This is a genomic window from Deltaproteobacteria bacterium (genome assembly GCA_028818775.1).
Lineage (GTDB): Bacteria > Desulfobacterota > Binatia > UBA9968 > JAJDTQ01 > JAJDTQ01.
The window spans coordinates 1-2628 of record JAPPNE010000181.1 but is presented as its reverse complement, the minus strand read 5'-3'; the positions used below and the strand labels follow the sequence as shown (position 1 = coordinate 2628).

Below are 2628 nucleotides of genomic sequence, written 5' to 3'. Positions count from 1 at the left end.
AAGGGACGCGTCGAGAGGAACATACGTTTTGTCCGCTCGGCATTCATGACCGGGCGCGACATCAACACCCCGCTTGACGAACTCAACGCCGACGCCCGCGCCTGGTGTCTCGGACCGGCCCTCGAGCGCCCGTGGCCGGAGGATGACGGCATCACGGTCGGGGACGCCTTCGCCCGGGAGCGCAAGCTGCTGATGCCGCTGCCCGACGTGCCCTTCCCGACCGACGCGGTCTGCCCGGTGCGGATCGGAAAGACCCCTTATGCCCGCTTCGACGGAAATGACTACAGCGTGCCGCCCGGGCATGTCGGCGCCACGCTCACCGTCCTGGCCTCCCCCGAGCGGATCCGCATCCTCGACGGGGAGAGCGAGGTCGCGGTCCACAATCGTTCCTGGGACAGAAAGGCCCGGGTCGAGGACCCCGCCCATGTCAAGGCGCTCATCGCCGGCAAGCGGCACGGCCGGACCATGGGAATGCGGGACCGGCTGATCCGGGCCGTCCCCCGGGCGCAGGACCTCCTCGCCGCCGCCGGCGCGCGCAACGACAACGTCGCGATGATCGCGCAAACGCTCACACGCCGGCTCGACCGGCACGGCGCCGATGAACTCGACCGGGCCATCGGCCTCGCGCTGGAGCGCGGCTCGCCCCATTCCAACACGGTCATCCGCATTCTCGAGACCGGCCACGGCGCCCGCCAGCGGCTGCCTGTGGAACTCGGAACCGATGCCGGCCTCACGACCCCGCGCTCGACCGGCCTCGACGCCTATGACCGCGCCACGACGAAAGGGACACCGGAATGACCGCGCTCAAGGCCCGCGCCGGCGCTCTCGGCCTGCATGGCCTGCTCGCCCGCTGGGGCGAGATCGCCGAAGCCGACTGGCTCGAGGATCTCATCACCCACGAGGAGCGCGAGCGACGCGCCCGCAGCTTCGAACGCCGCCGCGCCGCGGCCCGGCTCCCGGCCTTCACCCCCCTGGCCGACTTCGACTGGACATGGCCGCGCCACATCGACCGCGAGGCCGTCAGGACGCTGATGACGCTCGAGTTCATCAGCCGTGCCGACAATGCCGTGCTCGTCGGCGGACAGGGAACCGGAAAGACCATGATCGCCGCCAACATCGCCCACCAGGCCCTCCTGCGCGGCCACACCGTGCGGTTCGAGACCGCGCCCGGCCTGCTCGCGGACCTCGCCGCGCTCGACAGCCGGCAGGCACTTCTGCACCGCCTCACCGTGCTCGCCCGCCCCCGCCTCCTCATCCTCGACGAAATCGGCTACGTCCATCTCGACAGCCGCCTCGCCGACATCCTCTACACCATCATCGCGCGGCGCTACCGCAGACGCTCCACCCTGGTCACGACATCCCTCGGCTTCGGACAGTGGGACCGGGTCTTCCCCAGCGCCGCCGGCATCGCCGCCGCCGTCGACCGCCTGACGCACAAGGCCACCGTCATCACCATCGACGGCGACTCCTGGAGGCTGCGACATTCCGGGACCTGATCGCCCGCGTGTCGACTTCGATGCCCTCAAACGCAGGCCGTTCGACACCATCGCCGCCCAGTGGGGCTATACGCGGGATCCCGGGGCCTCGACCCGCAACTGTCCCGTGTTGCGGGCCGAGGGACAGCCCAAGCTCGTCCTCAAGCGGCTCGGCAACGGACACTGGGTCTACTTCAACACACAGGACAACGACGACAACGGGACCATCATCGACTTCATGATCAACCGCGGGCTCTCCTTCGCCGACATCCGCGCCCGGTTCGCCGAGCCCCGGGCCGCCGCGCAGGGCCCCCCATCCTTCCGGAATCTCTGGCAGGCGGCGACCCCCCATCCCGCGCCGCCCTGGCTGATCGGGCGCGGCATCACCGGGCCCACGCTGCAAACCAGCCGCCCGCCGATCCGCTGCGACCGGGACGGACGGGTCCTGTTCGCCCACCGCGACCGGCATCGCACGCTCACCGGGTTCGAGATCGCGCCCCCCGACGGGCCGCGGCGCTTCGCAACCGGCGGAACACGCGCCCTGTTCGCCATCCACACCGCCACGACAGCCGCGGCCCTGCGGGCGCTCGTCGTCACGGAAAGCGCGCTCGACGCCCTCAGCCTCGCCCAGATCGACCAATGCCCGGCCGACCGGGCCTTCCTCTCAACCGCAGGCGCGCCGTCACGAACCCAATGCGAGCAGATCCAGCACGCCGCACACGCGCTCCCGAACCTCGACGCCCTGGTTCTCGCGCAGGACGGTGACGCGGCCGGAGACCGGCAAGCCGAAGCCATCCGCAAATCCGTCGTCCTGCCCGACACCGTCACCCTCGAAAGACGACGACCCCCCGACACCATGGACTGGAACGACGTCGTCAGGGCCTGAGCGGAAACCCGCCCGGCGAGGCCAACACCGAGGCCGAAACCCGCCGAAACCGTCCACCCACGCACCCGTCGCGCCGGCCGGCTCTCGTCCCCAACACCCGAAAAGCCTCTGCAGAAAACGCCGACAGGAAGAAAAACCGCCCGGGGCGGGACCATCCACGGCGACCAACACCGGTCCGATCACCGTCACGCTCACCAGAACAGCACGACAACATCAAAAACCGCGCAAAACCACACAGAATTCCGCGTTTCTGAAAAACCGACAACA

At 69.7% G+C, this 2628-nt stretch carries 3 protein-coding genes; all 3 read left to right on the top strand.

What is annotated here, in order from left to right:
- A partial coding sequence (locus tag OXU42_18765) for an IS21 family transposase (protein MDE0031428.1) occupies nucleotides 1–798 on the top strand: 798 nt, incomplete at its 5' end.
- A complete protein-coding gene (gene istB, locus OXU42_18760; protein MDE0031427.1) occupies nucleotides 795–1496 on the top strand; it encodes an IS21-like element helper ATPase IstB in 702 nt (233 codons plus the stop codon). The genes OXU42_18765 and istB, both read left to right, overlap by 4 nt.
- Before the next feature lie 106 nt (nucleotides 1497–1602).
- The gene (locus OXU42_18755) at nucleotides 1603–2361 is read left to right on the top strand and encodes a toprim domain-containing protein (protein MDE0031426.1); all 759 of its coding nucleotides are present in this window, start codon (nucleotides 1603–1605) and stop codon (nucleotides 2359–2361) included.
- Nucleotides 2362–2628 lie beyond the last annotated feature (267 nt).

Excerpts from the sequence above, each read along its gene's own strand:
- istB (MDE0031427.1), top strand. The coding sequence starts at position 795 with ATGACCGCGCTCAAGGCCCGCGCCGGCGCTCTCGGCCTGCATGGCCTG.